At 66.5% G+C, this 16,961-nt stretch carries 16 protein-coding genes; 11 read left to right on the forward strand and 5 right to left on the reverse strand.

The features are described 5' to 3' along the window. Positions 1-107 precede the first annotated feature (107 nt). From AYB31_RS22095 to AYB31_RS00435, 3 genes are all read left to right on the forward strand, one after another. Positions 108-233, forward strand: a complete 126-nt coding sequence (locus AYB31_RS22095; protein WP_269085677.1) for a hypothetical protein — start codon at positions 108-110, stop codon at positions 231-233. A 3-nt stretch (positions 234-236) separates the two neighbouring features. After that, entirely contained in the window at positions 237-1,547 is a 1,311-nt protein-coding gene (locus AYB31_RS00430; protein WP_068824654.1) for an MFS transporter, read from the forward strand. A 109-nt stretch (positions 1,548-1,656) separates the two neighbouring features. Beyond that, on the forward strand, positions 1,657-2,802 hold the full coding sequence (locus AYB31_RS00435; RefSeq protein WP_068824656.1) for a M14 family metallopeptidase: 1,146 nt from the start codon (positions 1,657-1,659) through the stop codon (positions 2,800-2,802). On the opposite strand, the gene AYB31_RS00440 is transcribed toward AYB31_RS00435, so the two are convergent. The 4 genes from AYB31_RS00440 to AYB31_RS00455 all read right to left on the reverse strand — a co-directional run bounded on the left by AYB31_RS00440 (position 2,774) and on the right by AYB31_RS00455 (position 7,159). Continuing rightward, entirely contained in the window at positions 2,774-3,961 is a 1,188-nt protein-coding gene (locus tag AYB31_RS00440) for a quaternary amine ABC transporter ATP-binding protein (protein WP_068824658.1), read from the reverse strand. The two genes, AYB31_RS00435 and AYB31_RS00440, sit on opposite strands and share 29 nt — an antisense overlap. After that, complete coding sequence (locus AYB31_RS00445; RefSeq protein WP_068824660.1) at positions 3,958-4,821, reverse strand: ABC transporter permease; 864 nt, start codon at positions 4,819-4,821, stop codon at positions 3,958-3,960. Before AYB31_RS00445 ends, AYB31_RS00440 begins: the two co-directional genes overlap by 4 nt. 63 nt (positions 4,822-4,884) lie before the next feature. Beyond that, positions 4,885-5,880, reverse strand: a complete 996-nt coding sequence (locus tag AYB31_RS00450) for an ABC transporter substrate-binding protein (RefSeq protein ID WP_068824661.1) — start codon at positions 5,878-5,880, stop codon at positions 4,885-4,887. 358 nt (positions 5,881-6,238) lie between these two features. Continuing rightward, positions 6,239-7,159 (reverse strand): LysR family transcriptional regulator, encoded by a 921-nt coding sequence (locus AYB31_RS00455; RefSeq protein ID WP_068824663.1) that lies wholly within the window; start codon positions 7,157-7,159, stop codon positions 6,239-6,241. Positions 7,160-7,277: 118 nt separating this feature from the next. Here AYB31_RS00455 and AYB31_RS00460 point away from each other — a divergent pair, with 118 nt between their 5' ends. Next, positions 7,278-8,015: an SDR family NAD(P)-dependent oxidoreductase gene (locus AYB31_RS00460; RefSeq protein ID WP_068824665.1), complete on the forward strand. Its 738-nt coding sequence runs from the start codon at positions 7,278-7,280 to the stop codon at positions 8,013-8,015. Between the two features lie 28 nt (positions 8,016-8,043). Beyond that, positions 8,044-8,250: a tautomerase family protein gene (locus AYB31_RS00465; protein WP_068824667.1), complete on the forward strand. Its 207-nt coding sequence runs from the start codon at positions 8,044-8,046 to the stop codon at positions 8,248-8,250. Positions 8,251-8,304: 54 nt separating this feature from the next. Here AYB31_RS00465 and AYB31_RS00470 read toward each other — a convergent pair whose 3' ends face one another. Next, positions 8,305-9,348 carry an NAD(P)H-dependent flavin oxidoreductase gene (locus AYB31_RS00470; RefSeq protein ID WP_068824669.1) on the reverse strand — a complete coding sequence of 348 codons (1,044 nt, stop codon included), beginning with the start codon at positions 9,346-9,348 and terminating at the stop codon, positions 8,305-8,307. Between the two features lie 85 nt (positions 9,349-9,433). Between AYB31_RS00470 and AYB31_RS00475 the strand changes: the two genes are divergently transcribed. The 6 genes from AYB31_RS00475 (at position 9,434) to AYB31_RS00500 (ending at position 16,891) form a co-directional block, all read left to right on the forward strand. Next, entirely contained in the window at positions 9,434-10,312 is an 879-nt protein-coding gene (locus AYB31_RS00475; RefSeq protein ID WP_068824671.1) for a LysR family transcriptional regulator, read from the forward strand. Further along, positions 10,312-11,409 carry a YbfB/YjiJ family MFS transporter gene (locus AYB31_RS00480; protein WP_068824675.1) on the forward strand — a complete coding sequence of 366 codons (1,098 nt, stop codon included), beginning with the start codon at positions 10,312-10,314 and terminating at the stop codon, positions 11,407-11,409. The genes AYB31_RS00475 and AYB31_RS00480 overlap by 1 nt, the downstream gene beginning before the upstream one ends. 50 nt (positions 11,410-11,459) lie before the next feature. After that, positions 11,460-13,379 carry a putative nucleotidyltransferase substrate binding domain-containing protein gene (locus tag AYB31_RS00485; protein ID WP_068824677.1) on the forward strand — a complete coding sequence of 640 codons (1,920 nt, stop codon included), beginning with the start codon at positions 11,460-11,462 and terminating at the stop codon, positions 13,377-13,379. Between the two features lie 160 nt (positions 13,380-13,539). Beyond that, positions 13,540-14,229, forward strand: coding sequence for a 3'-5' exonuclease (locus AYB31_RS00490; protein ID WP_068824679.1), 690 nt, complete (start codon positions 13,540-13,542; stop codon positions 14,227-14,229). Positions 14,230-14,330: 101 nt separating this feature from the next. Continuing rightward, positions 14,331-15,755: a multidrug transporter subunit MdtD gene (gene mdtD, locus AYB31_RS00495; protein WP_068824682.1), complete on the forward strand. Its 1,425-nt coding sequence runs from the start codon at positions 14,331-14,333 to the stop codon at positions 15,753-15,755. A gap of 158 nt (positions 15,756-15,913) precedes the next feature. Next, complete coding sequence (locus tag AYB31_RS00500) at positions 15,914-16,891, forward strand: alpha/beta hydrolase (protein WP_068824684.1); 978 nt, start codon at positions 15,914-15,916, stop codon at positions 16,889-16,891. Positions 16,892-16,961: the final 70 nt, after the last annotated feature.

A 16,961-nucleotide genomic window follows, 5' to 3' on the forward strand; every position in this document is an offset into this window, starting at 1 on the left:
AGACCAGCATAACCAAAGCCGATACGCATGCGCAGAGGTGATTATCCGGCGCCCTCCGGCCTGCGGCATGCTGCGGCGCATCCTGGACAACACCACAAGGACACCCGATGCAGTCGATCCCGCAGATCCTGTCCTGGCAGGACGAAGTCGCGCATCGCAGGCGACACCTCCCGCAACGCCCGGAGATGGGTAGCGCGGATCACCCACCGGAAAGCCAGCAGAGCGAGTCCTGAGCCATGCAGTCGCCCTCCCCCACTCGCCGCAGGCTGGTGATCGCCATGCTGATGGCGGTGATGGTCATCAGCGTGCTGGACAAGACCATCTTCGGCTTCGCTGGCCTGGCAATCATGGAAGATCTGCAACTGAGCGCGGAACAGTTCGGTTTTGTCAGCAGCGCCTTCTTCTTCCTCTACTCGCTGTCCGGCGTGCTGGTGGGCTTTCTCGCCAATCGCCTGCCGACGCGCTGGATACTGGTCGGCATGTCGCTGGTCTGGGTCACCGCCCAACTGATGGTGACCTTCGCCAGCAGCCTGTGGACCCTCACCGCCAGCCGCCTGCTGCTCGGTGCCGGCTGTGGCCCGGGCAGCGCCGTGACCCAGCATGCAACCTTCAAGTGGTACGCGCCGCACGAGCGCGTGCTGCCGGGCTCGCTGGTCCAGGTAGCGCTGATGATCGGCGCGGCCCTGGGCGCCCTGCTGCTGCCCTTCAGCATCGAACACTATGGTTGGCGCACCGTCTACCTAGCGCTGGCCATACTCAGCCTGCTGTGGATCGGAGCCTGGTTACTGCTCGGCGGCGAGGGCCCCTATAGCGAGAACCAGGAAGAGCTGAAGAGCGCGGCACGGGTGCCCTATCGTCACCTGCTGCTCAACCGCACCTTCCTCTGGCTCAGCTTGGTGTGCTTCCTGGCCTACCTGCCCAGCGCCCTGGCCTTCAGCTGGACCGCAGTGTACGCGCAGAAGGGCCTGGGCCTGACGCCCATGCAGAACGGCTACCTGATGCTCACCGCCACCGTCCTCCTGATCATCTTCAACCTAGTGGTGCCGGGTCTGTCGCACCGCGCCCTGGGCCGCGGCGCCTCACTGCAGCGAGCCATGATCTGGCCGCCGATGCTGGCCTGCATGCTGGGCGGGCTGGCGCTGATCGCCCTCGGATTCATCGCCCAGAGCGTGGCGGCCAAGCTGGTCCTCTATGTGCTTGGCAGCGTGGCCCTGAACCTGGTGTTCAGCTACAGCATGAGCATCACCGCGCACATCTCCCCCAGCGTCCAGCGCGGCGCCATGCTGGCCATCCATGTCGCCAGCCTGACCCTCTCTGGCGCCTTCTATCCCTGGCTGGTCGGCAAGGCCACCACGCTGCTGAGCAATGACGTGAGTCGCGGGGTGGAACTCATCCTCGGCGTGTCCGGCACGGTGATCCTGATCGCCGCTCTGCTCGGCCTGCGCATGCTGACCCCGGAGCCGACTCGCCAGCGCCTGCTGCGGCTGAGCGGCCAACCGGACCAGCCGCTGAATCCCTCCACCCTGAGCGCCCTGAAGAGCCACTGAATCCTTTACCCCCACAGCGCATCGGCACTGGGCCTAACGAGAGCTCCGGCCCAGAGCGCTGAATCCTCCGTCCGATATCCGGCGGTACCACTCACCACACGGAAACACCATGGACCTGACCTGTTTCTCGCAGAGTTATGCCGAAGCCCGGCAGAAATTCCTCGACGCCTGCGCCGATGCCGGCTTCGCCGTCGAGTCGCACATCCACCCCCTGAGTGGTCGCGCTGGTGAACAGCTGGCCATGGACGTGGCCCGCCTCGGCCCGGCTAACGCCGCCAACCTACTGGTGCTGAGCAGCGGCTGCCACGGCGTGGAGGGTTTCTGCGGCTCCGCCGTGCAGCTCGACCGCCTGCGCGATCGCGTCTGGCTGGAACTCTGCCGGAGTGACGATCTGGCCGTGCTGTTCATTCATGCGCTCAACCCGCATGGCTTCTCCTGGCTACGCCGGGTCACCGAGGACAATGTCGACCTCAACCGCAACTTCCTCGACTTCGACCAGCCGCTGCCAGACAACCCCGACTACACAAAGATCGCCCACCTGTTGCTACCGAAACGCCAGCCTCCGACCTTGCTCAGCAACCTGGGGCTGCTCGGCTACGTCCTGCGCCACGGCCCGATGGCCCTGCAGGGCGCCATCTCGCGCGGCCAGAGCAGCGACGCCAGAGGCTTGTTCTTCGCCGGCACCGCCCCGACCTGGAGCAACCACACCCTACGCCAGGTGCTGGGGCGGCATGCCCAGCAGTGCCAGCGCATTGGCTGGATCGACGTACACACCGGGCTCGGCCCGCGCGGCGTCGGCGAGCGCATCTACATGGGCGACGGCAGCGCCACCGGAATGGCTCGCGCTCGCGCTTGGTGGGGCAAGGGCGTGACCAGCTTCCAGGACGGCAGCTCCAGCTCCGCGGTGCTGAGCGGCACCCTGGACCACGTCGTGCTAAAGGAATGCCCGCAGGCCGAGTACAACGGCGTGGCCTTGGAGTACGGCACCCAGTCGCGCCGGCAGGTACTCAATGCGCTACGCACCGACCATTGGCTATACCGCAACCCGCAGGCCCCTCAGGCCCTGCGGGAGCGGGTCGGCCAGCGGCTGCGCGACGCCTTCTACGTGAATACCGAGGACTGGAAGGAGCGGGTGCTTCAGCAGGCCCGGGAAGTACTGCGCCAGACCCTGGACGGGCTCGCCTCACCCCTCGAGCCGGTCGAGAGGAGCTTGGTTGAGCACCGCACTAGCCAGCCTGCGACTCCGGCGGGCTGACCAGTTCGACCACCTTGCTGCGCGACAGCCAGCCGACGAACTCGCCGTCGTCACCGGTCACCGCCAGCGGCTGGCGAGCCTGCAGCATCTGCGCCAGCACGCTGTCCAGGCCGGTGTCGGCGGGCACCGTGGCCACGTCGTCGAGGTAGCCGGCGATGGAGCGGGCACCGTCGGCCAGGGCACGCTGCGCCGCGGCCTGGGTCAGCACACCCCGTAAGGCCTTGCCGTCCAGCACCGGGGCGTATTCCAGGGCCAGCTGCTGCAGGCGCTGCAGGGCCGAGGCCGGCTCGGTGCGGGTGGTCAGGGTCAGCTTGCCCTGGCTAATGGCATGCGACACGGTGAGCACCTTGCCGCGGTTGACGTCCTGCAGGAAGGCCTGCACGTAGTCGTTGGCCGGGTGCAGCAGGATGTCCTCAGGGGTGCCCTCCTGCACCAGCTCGCCGTCCTTGAGGATGGCGATGCGGTTGCCCAGGCGCAGGGCTTCGTCGAGGTCGTGGGTGATGAACACGATGGTCTTGTTCAGCCGCGCCTGCAGCTCCAGCAACTGGTCCTGCATCTCGCGGCGGATCAGCGGGTCGAGCGCGGAGAAGGCCTCGTCCATCAGCAGGATCTCGGCGTCGGTGGCCAGCGCGCGGGCCAGGCCCACGCGCTGCTGCATGCCGCCGGACAGCTGGTGTGGGAACTGCTGTTCGAAGCCGGCCAGGCCGACCTGCTCCAGCCAGTGCCGTGCCTTGGCCTCGCGCTCGGCGCGAGCCACGCCCTGGATCTTCAGGCCGTAGGCAGCGTTGTCCAGAACGCTGTGGTGCGGCAGCAGGCCGAAACGCTGGAACACCATGCTCATGGTGCGCTGGCGAAAGCGCTCCAGCTCGCGCGGCCCCAGCTTCATCACGTCCTGGCCATCGACCAGGATCTCGCCGGCGGTGGGCTCGATCAGGCGGTTGAAATGACGGATCAGGGTCGACTTGCCGGAGCCGGACAGGCCCATGATCACATAGATGCTGCCAGCCTCGATGCTCAGGCTGATGTCGCGCAGGCCCAGCACATGCTTGCCCTCGGCCAGCATCTGTTCCTTGCTCATACCGGCGCGGGCCTTGTCCAGCCAGGCCTGCGGCTGCTTGCCGAACAGTTTGTAGATACCGCGGACTTCGATCTTGCTCATGTGCGGTCTCCACTCTGGCGCTTGCCATAGGCCTGGGTGATGCGGTCGAAGATGATCGCCAGCGCCACGATGGCGATGCCGGCCAGCAGGCCACGGCCGACCTCCAGGCGGTTGATGCCGAGCAGCACTTCCTGGCCGAGGCCACGGGCACCGATCATCGAGGCGATCACCACCATCGACAGGGCCATCATGGTGGTCTGGTTGATGCCGGCCATGATGTTCGGCAGGGCCAGCGGCAACTGCACGCCGAACAGCTGCTGGCGGGCATTGGCGCCGAAGGCGCGCGAAGCTTCCAGCACTTCGCTGTCGACCAGACGGATGCCCAGGTCGGTGAGGCGGATCAGCGGCGGCACGGCGTAGATCACCGTGGCGATGATCGCCGGGATCTTGCCCAGGCCGAACAGCATCACCACCGGGATCAGGTAGACGAAGCCGGGCATCGTCTGCATGACGTCGAGCACCGGCAGCATCAGCTTGCGCAGCCAGTCCGAGCGCGACATGAGGATGCCCATGGGGATGCCGATCAGCACCGAAATGGCGGTGGCCATGATCATCAGCGCCAGGGTCTGCATGCCGCGATCCCACAGGCCGAGCAGGCCGACCACGCAGAGCAGCGCGGCCATCGCCACGGCCAGGCCGATACGCCGACTGGCCAGCCAGGCCAGGCCGGCCACGGCCAGCACCACCAGCCACCAGGGCGTGCCGCGCAACAGTTGTTCGAGCCACACCAGCAGGTGCAGCACCGGGGCGGAAAGGCGTTCGAGGGTATCCGCGTACTGGGTCACCAGCTGCTCGACGAACTGGTCGATGGCCTGGCGCATGTCCCGCGCGGGAAGTAATTCGGGGAAGGAGCTGGACATAGGAATTCTCTAGCGAAAATGGCGGCAGGTGCCGGTGCTACACCGACACCTGCCCGGCACGGCTTAGAGCGCCTGCTTGACGCGTTCGGCCGCGTCCCGCGACAGCCACTGGCTCCAGGACTGCGGGTACTCACGCAGGTACTGGCGCGCGGCCTCGTCGCTTTCCGCGCCTTCGGCGGTGGCCCAGGCCAGCACCTTGTTCAGCTCGTCCGGCGCCACATTGACCTTGGCGAAGAACTCGGTGAGTTTCGGCGCCTGCTGGCTGAATTCGCTGTTGAGCGCAGTCAGCACCGGATTCTTCGGATAGGCGCTGGGCTTGGGATCGGCGCAATCGACGGCGGTGTTGCACTGGTGCGCAGCCTCGTCATAGGGCGGCATGTCCAGCTTGACCAGATCCAGCTCACCGACCAGCGGGGTCGGCACCCAGTAGTAGAAGACGATGTCGCGCTTGCGCTTGTAGGCCGAGGTGATGGCCGCGCGCTGTGCCGCTGCAGTGCCCGGCGAGTAGTAGGTGAAGCTGTCGCCCAGCTTGAAGGCCTTGAACAGGTTGCGTGCCGTGGCGTCGCAACCCCAGCCCGCCGGGCAACCATAGAAGCGGCCCTTGCCCGGCTCTTCCGGGTCGGCGAACTTGTCCTTGAACTTCGGCAGATCGCTGGCCGCCTTCAGCTCTGGGAAACGCTCGGCGGTATAGCGCGGGATATACCAGGCCTCATCACCCTGGTAGGCCTCGCCGGCGGTCTTCACCTTGCCGGTCTTCAGGGCCTTTTCCCACGGCTCGCGCAGGCTGTTGCTCCAGACTTCGGACATCACATCGATGTCGCCGCGCTGCAGGCCAGCCAGGACGGCCACCGACTCGCCGGCCTGAACCTGGGTCTTGCAGCCGAAGCCGTGTTCCAGGATGAAACGCTCGATATCGACCATGACCAGGTTCGAGTCCCAGCTCATGCCGCCGAAACTGATGGTGCGGTCGACCTCACATTTATCGGCGGCATAGGCGCCGAAAGTCGATGTCCCCAGGGTGATGGCCAGACAGCCGGCCAGCTTGGTAGAGAGTTTCATATTGTTCTCCAGTTGCAGTGCTCATGACGAGGCAGAGGAACCGCCGAAGCGGAAATGGACAGTGCGAACGAGGCCGCACAGAAAGCAGGACGCCAAAGCGGGAGCGTCCGGAAACGGATGTTTTGAGGGCGAAACGAAACGCTAAGCATCCCTACAGGTTAGCGAATAATAGTTTCAATAGAAACATTTATATGACGAGGTGCATTTTCAAACCCAGCAGAATCTGGCCATAAAACACAAATCCCATTGGGAAACAGCTCTATTCGTTTCAACTGAAATGATGCGCCACGAAACCGCCTGCCTCGGCGTGGCGCAGGGCAGGTAAAAGTGGCGAAGGCAGGGGGCCAAGATCACCCGCTCAGGTCCGCCACTGCTGCGCGGCGGCCAAGAGGAAATCGACAAACACGCGCACTCGAATCGGCACATGCCGAGCATGCGGATACAGCAGGGTGAAAGGCCGCGACGCGCCCGCGAAAGGCTGCAGCACTTCCACCAGTTCGCCCCTGTCCAGCATGGGCTGCACGGTAAAGCGATAGGCCTGGAACAGACCGGCGCCATGGCGCGCCAGGGTAACCCCTCCGAGCACGTCCGCAGCGCAGCAGTAACCGCCCCGCGTCACCACTTCACGCAATTGCCCATGCTCGTGGAACAACCAGGGAATGGGCCGACCGCTGCTGGGCAATTCGAACTGTACGCACTCGTGCTCGGCCAGATGCTCCAGACGAGTCGGCAGGCCGGCACGCTGCAGATAGTCCGGCGCAGCCACCACGACCAGAGCAGCGTCTTCCAGGTGCCGAGCGATCAGACCGGAGTCCGGCTGGGCGCGGGCGCGAATCGCCAGATCGAAACCTTCCTCGATGAAGTCGATGTTGCGATTGCTCAGATGCACTTCAACCCGCACTCCGGGATGGCGCGCGCGAAAGCTTGGCAGCAGCGGCAGCACCCGGTGATGGCCATAGGTGGTCGGCAGGCTGATACGCAGCGTGCCGAGCGCTTCGAGCTGTTGCCCGGTGACCCGGCGCTCGGCCTCCACCAGTTGCGCCAAAGCCTGGCGGCATTCTTCGAAGTACTCGTGACCGCCGTCGGTCAGGCGAATATGGCGGGTAGTGCGGGTAAACAGCCGCACACCCAGTCGCTCCTCCAGGCGCGCCACCGTCCGGCTCACGGCCGCCGGGGTTACACCGGCCACGCGAGCCGCTGCCGTGAAACCGCCGAGCTCGGCGGCAAGACAGAACAGCTCGATGCTGCCCAACTGGAGGTCGTCAAAACTGCGCCGCATTAGTTACACCATGTATCAGGTGAAGTGTTCGAAGGCTGATTTATCCACAAATCGCAGCTGAATACAGTGCCCGACAGCGCACCGTCCTCGCGGTGCTCCATTTCCGAGGAGAGCTGTCATGCACACCACCACCCCCACCGTGATCATCACCGGCGCATCCAGCGGCATCGGCCTGGCCATTGCCGAGACCTTTCTGGCCCAGGGCTACAACGTGGTCGGCAACGCCCGTAACGCCGCACGCCTCGAACAAACCCTTGCTGCCCTGAACTGCGGCGAACGCTTCCTGGCCGTAGCCGGCGACATCGCCGAGCCGAACACGGCCCGACAACTGGTCACGCACGCGGTGCAGCGCTTCGGGCGCATCGACGTGTTGGTCAATAACGCCGGCGTGTTCATCGCCAAGCCCTTTATCGAGTACGACCAGGGCGACATCGCACAACTGATCGCCACCAACCTCATGGGCACAGTCAACGCCAGCCAGGCGGTTGCCGCGCAGATGATCAAGCAGGGCAGCGGCCGCATCGTCAACGTCACTGCGAGCATTGCCCTGCAGCCACTGCAACGGGTGCCGTCGGCGATTCCGATCCTGATCAAGGGCGGCCTCAATCAGCTGACGCGCGCCCTCGCCCTGGAGCTCGCGCCGCACAACATCCAGGTCAACGCCGTGGCACCTGGACTGATCGACACCCCGATGCATACCCCAGAAACCCACGAGTTCCTCTGCGGACTGCAACCGGCCGGTCGCATCGGCCGCCCGCAGGAGATCGCCGACGCCGTTCTCCACCTGAGCCAGGCCGGCTTTACCAGCGGTGCCATTCTGCCGGTCGACGGCGGCATGAGCAGCGGCGTCTGGTAACCCATTCCCACCAACAGGAGTGCACGAAATGCCTTTCATCAGCCTGCGCATCACCAAGGACGGCGTGACCCGCGAACAGAAAGCCCAGGTCATCGCCGAGTTCACCGAAACCCTGCAACGGGTGCTGAACAAGCGCCCCGAGCTGACCCACATCGTCATTGAGGAAGTCGACACCGATAACTGGGGCGTGTCCGGCGTCACCACCACCGAATACCGCAGCCGCCAGAGCGGTTGACTACGGCAAGACCCGACAGCCCGGACGGCACTCGCCGCTCCGGGCTTTTGCGTGTCAGGCCTGCTCCAGCTCCGCGACCAGGGCTGCCAGCAACTCGGCAGCCGGCAGCTCACGGGCCAGCGGCGCTCCCTGGCCAGCCCACTGCGCGGCGAAGTCATGGCAGCCCTGGGCACTGGCGACGGCATGCAATGCCTTGGCCGCGTCGTAGGCGATGGGATAGTCCGGCAACGCTGCGCCGAGGTCGCCATACAGGCGATTGCTCAGGCCGCGTGCCGGGCGCCCGGAGATATTGGAAGTGATTGCCGTGGCGTGCGCCCGCTCACTCTTCAGCGCCTCACGGTAGGCCGCGTTGGCGGCGGATTCCGGGCACAGCACGAAGGCGGTGCCCAGCTGCACACCGGCCGCGCCGAGGGCCAGCGCGGCCTTGATGCCGGCACCGTCCATGATGCCGCCGGCAGCGATGACCGGCAGGCGGCACTGCCGCACCAGCACCCGTACCAGCGCCAGGGTGCCGATGGCGGCGTCGCCGCGTTCCGGCTCGAATACACCGCGATGGCCGCCGGCCTCGATGCCCTGGGCCACCAGCGCGTCGACGCCAACCGCCTCGGCCAGGCGCGCCTCCGCCGAACTGGTGACGCAGGCCAGCAGGCGAATGCCGGCCGCCTTGAGCGCATCGACCCAGTCCTGCGGCGGCAGGCCGAAGTGGAAGCTGACCACCGCCGGGCGCTGCTCCAGCAGCAGCTCGAGCATGGCCGGGTCGGCCAGGAAGCTCAGGTAGATCTCACGCAGCTGTTGCGGCGGCTCGGCACCGAACTCGGCGAACAGCGGGCGCAGGTGTTCCAGCCAGGCGCTTTCGCGGGTGGCATCGGCGTGCGCCGGACGGTGACAGAACAAGTTGATGTTGAATGGCTTGTCGCTTAGAGCGCGGGTCTGCTCGATCAGCTCACGAGCTTGCGCCGGAGTGCTGGCGCCGACACCCAACGAACCCAGACCACCAGCATTGGAGACCGCCGCGGCCAGCTGCGGAGTGGATACGCCGACCATGGGCGCCTGGATGATGGGGTGACGGATACCGAGCAGAACGCACAGCGACGACATGAAACACCTCGCAGGATTGACCAACCAATCTCTATTTAAGATTATTAACTAAACATTATTCTTTTTTTGAGATTTTTAGAAGCCCATGGATCTCACCAATCTCGCCCTCTTCCGCACCGTAGCCCTGGAGCAGAGCGTGACCCGCGCCGCCCAGCAGCTGCAGCGCGCCCAGTCCAACGTCACCACGCGCATCCAGCAGCTCGAAGAGGAGCTGGGCTGCGCCCTGTTCCTGCGTGAGGGCAAGCGCATGCAGCTGACGGAGCAGGGCCACACCTTCCTCGCCTATGCCGAACAACTGCTGGCACTGGCCGATGAAGCGCGCCAGGCCCTGCACCCGCAGACGCCCAGCGGCATCCTGCGCCTGGGCAGCATGGAGAGCACCGCCGCCGCGCGCCTGCCGAAGCCGTTGGCAGAACTGCACGAGCAATGCCCACAGCTGAGCCTGGAAGTCACTACCGGGCCCAGCCTGCCGCTGCTCGAAGCCGTGCAGGCACGGCGCCTGGATTGCGCCCTGATCGCCATGCCGCACAGCTGGCACAACGGCGCCTGGCAGGCCGACAGCCTGCCGTCAGCGCTGGAGATGGATGTGGTGTTCAACGAGGAGTTGCTGCTGGTGTTGCCGGCCGGCCATCCGCCCGTCAGTTCTCCTGCGGACGTGCTGCCCGATACCCTCGCCGGCTTTGCCCAGGGCTGCAGCTACCGGCACATCGCCCTCAGCTGGCTGGGCAGCAGCGGGAGGGCGATACGGGTGCAGGAGGTCGGCTCCTACCACGCCATCCTTGCCTGCGTGGCCGCCGGGCGCTGCATCGGTGTACTGCCGCGCGCCCTGCTCGACCTGCTGCGCGAACCACCGGCCCTGCAAGTCCAGCCACTGCTGTACCTCGATACCCTGCTGGTGCGCCGCCGGGGTTTCGCCACACCGGCCTTCGCCGCGCTGCGTAGCAGCCTGCTGCGGTCCGCCTGATGCGCGAAATACTGGCGGGCATGCTGCTCCTGGTGATCAGCATGGGCTTCGGCCGCTTCGCCTTCACCGGCCTCTACCCGCAGATGGTCAGCGACGGCATCTTCGACCTGCACGCGGGGGCCTGGGTCGCCTCGGCCAACTATGCCGGTTATCTGGCTGGCGCCCTGCTGCTGACCTGGCGCCACGCCTGGCGCGCAGAAACGCTGTGCCGGGTCGGCCTGTTCGGCAGCCTCGCCTGCCTGTTGGCGATGGCCCTGGTACAGGGTGTGGGCGCTGCGCTGCTGCTGCGCTTTCTCGCCGGGGTCGCCAGCGCCTTCAGCCTGGTCGGCGCATCGCTCTGGTTGCTGCGCCCGGGGCACTCCGCGCAGACCGCACCGCTGCTCTACTCGGGCGTAGGCCTGGGCATCGTGCTGTCGGCGCAGCTGCTGGTCGCGGGCCACTCTGGCGGCCTGAGCAGCAGCGGCCAGTGGCTGCTGCTCGGCGTGGCAGCGCTCCTGCTTAGCTTGCCCGTCTGGCGTGCCTGTGCTCGCCAGGCGCAACCCCGACAGCAGCACAGCGCTCCCGCAGAACACAGCCAACTGCCGGCCTGGCGCCTGGTATCGCTGTATGGCCTGGCCGGCTTCGGCTACATCATCACCGCCACCTACCTGCCACTGCTGCTCGGCGAGCACGGCGCGCTGCAGCCGCTGCAGATCTGGGCGGCCTTTGGCCTGGGCGCGGTGTTCTCATGTTTTCTCTGGCATGCCCTGCGCCAACGTCTGGGCACCTCGCCGTCGCTCATACTCAACCTCGGCCTGCAGGGGCTGGGCGTGATCCTGCCGGCGCTGCACGCCAGCACGGCGAGCTATCTGCTCAGCGCCCTGCTGGTCGGCGGCACCTTCATGGGCACGGTGACCATCGCCATGGCTGCCGCACGCAGCAGTCCGCGCCTGGCCGCCGGCATGACCGCCAGCTACGGCCTCGGCCAGATCCTCGGCCCGCTGCTGGCCGCCGCCCTGCAGGCGCATTACCAGAGCTTCTCGCCGGCCCTGCTGGCGGCCGGCGCAACACTCGGGCTGGCCGCCCTGCTGAGCCTACGACCTAGGTGCAATGGCTGAGCTGGCTATGCTGATCAATCATCAGTCGTAGCCAATCAGGACACCCGTGCATGTCGATTTCCACTGCAGGCAAGACCGCCGTGATGCAGAACATCCACGGCACCATGGAGTTCCTGCGCAAGTACCCGCCATTCAACCAGATGGACAGCGCCCGCCTGGCCTTTCTGGTGGAGCACTGCCAGCTGCGCTTCTACGCCGCCGGTGAGACCATCATCGCGCCGGAAGACGGCCCGGTGCAGTACTTCTACATCGTCAAGCAGGGCCTGGTGGTGGGCGAGCGCCCGCACAGCGCCAAGGGCGGCAGCGAGACCACGTTTGAGATCGCCAGCGGCGAGTGCTTCCCGCTGGCCGCCCTGCTCGGCGAACGTGCCACCCGTACCGCGCATCTCGCCGGCGAGGACACCTTCTGCCTGCTGCTGGGCAAGGAGGCCTTCGTCCGCTTGTTCGCCCAGTGCACCGCCTTCCGCGACTTCGCCCTGCGCGGCGTGTCCAGCCTGCTCGACCAGGTCAACCAGCAGGTGCAGATGCGCGCGGCAGAGAACCTCGGCGCCCAGTACTCGCTGGACACCAGCCTGCGCGAGCTGGCCATGCAGCGGCCGGTCGGCTGCCCGCCGGAAACCTCGCTGCGCGACGCCGTGCGGCAGATGCATGAACAGCATGTCGGCAGCATCGTCATCGTCGATGAAACACAGCGCCCGCAAGGCATCTTCACCCTGCGCGACCTGCGCCGGGTGGTGGCCGCCGGCGATTCGCTGGAACAGCCGATCAACGCGCTGATGACCCAGCATCCATTCCATCTGCCGCCCCAGGCCACGGCCTTCGACGCGGCCCTGGCGATGACCGAACGGCATATCGCCCACGTCTGCCTGGTGGAGGACGAGCGCCTGGTCGGCGTGGTCTCCGAACGCGACCTGTTCTCCCTGCAGCGGGTCGACCTGGTGCACCTGGCCCGCACCATCCGCCAGGCGCCGCGCATCGACACCCTGGTGGCGCTGCGCGCCGACATCCGCCTGCTGGTCGAGCGCATGCTGGCCCACGGTGCCAGCTCGACGCAGATCACCCAACTGATCACCCTGCTCAACGACCACACCGTGTGCCGGGTGATCGAACTGGTGCTGGAGGAACTGGGCGACCCGGGCGTGCCCTTCACCTGGCTGGTGTTCGGCAGCGAAGGCCGCCGCGAGCAGACCCTGCACACCGACCAGGACAACGGCATCCTGTTCGAGGCCGACGGCGCCGCCGAGGCCGAACGCATTCGCCAGCTGCTGCTGCCAAGGGCGCGGCGCATCAACCAGCTGCTCGCCGAGTGCGGCTTCACCCTGTGCCCGGGCAACATCATGGCCGGCAACCCCGAGCTGTGTCTGTCGCGCCAGGAATGGTCGCGGCGCTTCGCCGCCTTCGTCCGCGAGGCCACGCCGGAGAACCTGCTGGGCTCGAGCATCTACTTCGACCTGCGCGTGGTCTGGGGCCCCGAACAGGGCTGCGTGCAACTGCGCCAGCAACTGTTCGCCGACATCGCCGGCAACAGCATCTTCCAGCGCATGCTGGCGGCCAACGCCCTGCGCCATCGCCCGCCGCTGGGGCGTTTCCGCGACTTCGTGGTGGCGCGCAAGGGTGCCGAGAAAGACACCCTCGATCTGAAGAAGGAAGGCCTGACGCCCTTCGTCGACGGCGCCCGTTTGCTGGCCCTGGCCCACGGTGTGGACGAGTGCAACACCCAGCGCCGCTTCGCCGAACTGGTGCGTCGCGAGGTGATCGACGCCCAGGACGGCGCGGCCTACGAGGAGGCCTACCACTTCATCCAGCAGACCCGCCTGGAGCTGCACCAGCAGCAAGCCGCGCAGGGCCTGGCATTCTCCAACCGCCTCGACCCGGACAGCCTCAACCACCTCGACCGACGCATCCTGCGCGAGTCCTTCCGCCAGGCCCAGCGCCTGCAATCCAGCCTGGCGTTGAGGTATCCGTTATGAGCTTCCCCGCAGTTTTCAGACGCACGCTGGGAGCGGCTTTAGCCGCGATAAGACCAGACACCGCTACCGCGACCATTACCCCAATCACGGCTAAAGCGGGGTGCCGCCAAACCGCTCCCACGATGGAACGCACCTACACCTTTGCTCTGGTAGCCCGCCGATGAAACGCGTCCTCGACTGGCTCAGACCCGGCAACGACCCGCGCTGCAGCGAGCTGCCGGCGCCGCGCGCGCTGGATGATCGGCCACTGGTCGAGCAACGCCTGGTGGTGGTCGACCTGGAAACCAGCGGCCTCAACCTGCAGCGCGACCATCTGCTGGCCATCGGTGCGGTGGTGATCGAGCACGGCGCCATCGACTTCGCCCAGCAGTTCGAATGCACCCTGTGCCAGCCCGACCACAAGGCCAGCGCCAGTACCCTGATCCACGGCATCGCGCCCAGTGCCATCGCCGCCGGCAGCGAGCCGACCGAGGCCCTACTGGCCTTCATGGATTTCGTCGGCGATAGCCCGATGCTCGCCTTCCATGCGCCCTTCGACCAGCACATGCTGCAACGGGCGCTGAAGCAGCAACTGGGCTATCGCCTGCAGCATCCCTTCCTCGACGTCGCCGATCTGGCGCCCCTGCTGTGCCCCGAGGGGCCTCAGCGCCGCGCCGGCCTGGACGACTGGCTGAACCATTTCAAGCTGCAGGCTGCCGAACGCCACAACGCCAGCGCCGATGCCCTGGCCACCGCCGAACTGGCGCTGATCCTGTTCAGCAAGGCGCGCCGCCAGGGTCTCGACAGCCTGGCCGAACTGCAGCGCCGCGCGCAGTCCTGGCGCCGCCGGCAGACCGCTCCGTCGCTGTGAACAAAGCCGGCGCGATAACCGCACAGCAATGACACCCTGGCGGCTGGCCAGCCACCATGCGAGGCCCTAGAGTCACGCTTAGCCCCGCACCAAGGACCACAATGCCCAGCACACTCCCGCTCTCCGCCCGCACGGCACGCCTGCTGCCGTGGATAGTGGCGATTGCCTTCTTCATGCAGACGCTGGACGGCACCATCCTCAACACCGCGCTGCCGGCCATGGCCAGCAACCTGCACGAGGACCCGCTGCGCATGCAGTCGGTGGTCATCGCCTACATGCTCACCGTGGCCATCCTGATTCCCGCCTCCGGCTGGCTGGCGGACCGTTTCGGTACACGCCGCCTGTTCTTCGGTGCCATCCTGCTGTTCAGCCTCGGTTCGCTGTGCTGCGCGCTATCCGCCAACCTGACCCAGCTGGTCATGGCCCGCGTGCTGCAAGGTCTCGGTGGGGCACTGATGCTGCCGGTGGGGCGCCTGGTGGTGCTGCGTGCCTATCCGCGCAGTGACCTGGTGCGAATCATGGGTTTCGTCACCATTCCCGGTCTGCTCGGCCCGCTGATCGGCCCGACCCTGGGTGGCTGGCTGGTGGAGTACGCCTCCTGGCACTGGATCTTTCTGATCAACCTGCCGGTCGGCCTGCTCGGCTGCATCGCCGCGCTGAAGCTGATGCCGGACCTACGCGGCCCCGAGCGCAGCCGCTTCGATACGCCCGGCTTCCTGCTGTTCGGCGCCGCCATGGTGCTGATCACCATCGCCCTGGAAGGTTTGGGCGAGCTGCACCTGCCGCACCTGCGGGTGATGCTCCTGTTGTTCGCCGGCCTGGCCTGCCTGGCCGCCTACTGGCTGCGCGCCGGGCATATCGAGCAACCGCTGTTCGCTCCCAGCCTGTTCCGCACCCGCACCTTCGCCGTTGGTATCCTCGGCAACCTGTTCTCGCGCCTGGGCAGTGGCGCCCTGCCGTTCCTGGTGCCGCTGCTGCTGCAGGTGGCGCTGGGCTACTCGCCAGCCCAGGCCGGCATGAGCATGATTCCCCTGGCCCTGACGGCGATGCTGGCCAAGTCCCTGGCCAAGCCGCTGATCGAGCACTTCGGCTACCGCATTGTGCTGACCGGCAACACCCTGGCCCTGGGTCTCGGCCTGGCCAGCCTGGCGCTGGTCGATGCGGACTATCCGTACTGGCTGCTGGTGGTACAGCTGGCCCTGCTCGGCGGCATCAACTCGCTGCAGTTCACGGCGATGAACACCGTGACCCTGATCGACCTCGACGACCATAGCGCCAGCAGCGGCAACAGCCTGCTCTCGGTGGTGGCCCAACTCTCCCTGAGCCTGGGGGTGGCCTGCGCGGCGGCGTTGCTGGGCGGCTTCAGCGCAAGCATCGGCCAGGAGGTCGATAGCGTGCTCGGCGCCTTCCAGGCCACCTTCCTCTGCGTCGGCGTGCTGACCATGCTGGCGGCGGCCATCTTCCTCCAACTGGCCAGCGTCGATGGCCGCCGCGCGCGCATCCTGGCCAGCCGCCCCGAAGACTGAGCACCGTTAAAAACAGGCACTGAAGCGCCGAATGGTACTGGCGCCAGCACGCATCCGGCCTAGCGTTAGATCAGGCAGAGGCCGGATGCACAGGAGTGCGCCGTCCCTTTCTCCCGCGTTGTTCTGCCCCATCGCCGCCACGCCACGGGAGAACAGCCATGCTCTTCATCACCAATCGCTTCCCCACGGCCTCGATCCAGACGGTCGCCGGCCGCCCCTTCGAGTTCGACCTGAGCAACAACGCCCCCAGCCACTCGGTGTACTTCTGCGAGCGCAAGAGCAAGAAGAAGCTGATCGAAGTGGGCAGCCAGGCCTTCCTTGACCGCCTGCAGAAGGCTCCGCGCCGCCAGGTGCTGCTGTATATCCACGGTTTCTCCAACCTGCCGGACGACATCTTCGCCGGAGCGCAGGAGTTCCAGGACCTGTGCGACCTGAAAGATCCCAAGGAGGTGCTGGTGGTGCCGGTGATCTGGCCCTGCGACAACGACTTCGGCATCGTCAAGGACTACTGGGACGACCAGAAGTCCGCCGACTACAGCGCCATCTCCCTGGCCCGTGCCCTCAGTCTGTTCCTCAAATGGCGCGACCAGCGCGAAGAGGCCGGGGAGGACAGCTGCCTCAAGCGCATCAACGTACTGGCCCATTCCATGGGCAACCGGGTACTGCGCGAAACCCTCTGCGAGTGGGATCGCTACGACCTGGCCAACGGCGTGCCCATGCTGTTTCGCAACACCTTCCTGGTCGCCGCGGACATCGAGAACGAAAGCATCCACCGCGGCCAGCGCGGCGAGCTGATCTCCCACGCCTCGCGCAACGTGGTGGTCTACTACGCCTCCGACGACCTGGCCCTGCGCGGCAGCAAGGCTGCCAACCTGAAAAACCGCATCGCCTCGCGCCGCCTCGGCCACAGCGGCCCGGAAAACATGGAGCTGGCGCCGCACAACCTGTACGCGGTGGATTGCGACGACGTGAACACCCGCTACGACATGCCCAAGGGCCACTCCTACTTCCGCAGTGACGACAAGGGCCGCCCCGGCGTGGTGTTCGAGCACCTGTTCGAGTGCCTGCGCAATGGCCGGGTATTCCCCCAGGACGAGGCCAAGCGCTCGACCATATTGCGCGACCTCTCGCCCTGAGCCGGGTTGCCCCAATCCGGGCTGCCGGCTAGTGTGCCGACAGGGGCGCCGCGACGGCGCACCACGCCGC

Origin of the sequence: Pseudomonas sp. BMS12, from assembly GCF_001592875.1 — a bacterium.
Classification (GTDB): Bacteria; Pseudomonadota; Gammaproteobacteria; order Pseudomonadales; family Pseudomonadaceae; genus Aquipseudomonas.